At 68.6% G+C, this 1,054-nt stretch carries 1 protein-coding gene; it reads left to right on the forward strand.

Annotation, left to right across the window (positions count from 1 at the left end; translation table 11 throughout):
* Positions 1 to 376, forward strand: a 376-nt coding sequence (locus tag JMJ56_RS33120; protein WP_202836122.1) for a transposase, incomplete at its 5' end; no start/stop codon positions are given.
* Positions 377 to 1,054 lie beyond the last annotated feature (678 nt).

The raw sequence follows: 1,054 nt of genomic DNA on the forward strand, positions 1-1,054 counted from the left end.
CAGCATCCCCGGCATCGGGGCGATCGGCGCGACAGCCCTGGCCGCGATGGTGCCCAATCCGCACGGTTTCGCCTCGGGGCGGCACTTCGCGGCCTCGCTAGGCCTGACCCCGAAGCCGCATTCGAGCGGCGGCAAAGAGCGCCTGGGCCGGATCTCCCGGCAGGGCAACGCCATGCTGCGCCGGCTGCTGGTCCTCGGCGCCACCAGCCGCCTGCGCTATGCCCGGCGCTGCCCTGAAGCGGCGGACTGGGCCACGCGCCTGCTGGCGCGGCGGCCCTTCAAGGTCGCGGCCGTGGCTCTGGCCAACAAGATGGCCCGCATCGCCTGGGCCCTGCTAGCCCGGGGAGGGACCTACACGACAACCGCGACCGCCTGAACGGTCGCGTCCGAGCTCGCCGGGCGCCGCGCCCGGCGGGGGCCAAGGTGCTGAAGCGACGATGACAGCGAGAGACCGGTGAGCCGGTGACGAGACAGACCGTTTATCGCAGGGCGCCACCCGAGCGCGCTCACCTGATTGCCCCTCGTTCCGCGCAGCTCATCAGGGCCCGCGGCCAGACCGGCCGCATCAGAGGCCGCACACATGACCGCACCCGTGCTCTCGGTGCCAGAGTTGGAGACGCGCCTTGACCCGCAGGGGGCATCCACACATGCGGTAAAGGGGAGATCGCAAGCGAGGGTAAATCGAGAGGCTATTGGGGTATCTCAACCATAAGTCGGGCTGCTCTCCACACGAACCTCATGCAAATTTGAGTTGCGGCCATGCGTTTTCCCGGCGGCCTGCAAAGCGACCAATTACGTCCGGACGTTTCCTCCCTATATGCAAGAGGTCCGGCCACGGACGCGCCGGGCGGAAGTCGAGGCTCGACGATGCTCTCTTCAGAGGAAGGCGCAAGGCGAACACCCCGGCGTTCTGTGCTGGGCATCGTGGGCAGCTTGGCCCTTGCCGGAAAGGCCCGGTCGAACGCGGCGGAAGCAGGGTGGCCGGCGCGAACCGTCAGCTACATCGACCCCTTCCCGGTCGGCGGCGCCACCGACCTTCTATCGCGGCTGTTCT

It is taken from the genome of Belnapia arida (genome assembly GCF_016773205.1).
GTDB lineage: Bacteria > Pseudomonadota > Alphaproteobacteria > Acetobacterales > Acetobacteraceae > Belnapia > Belnapia arida.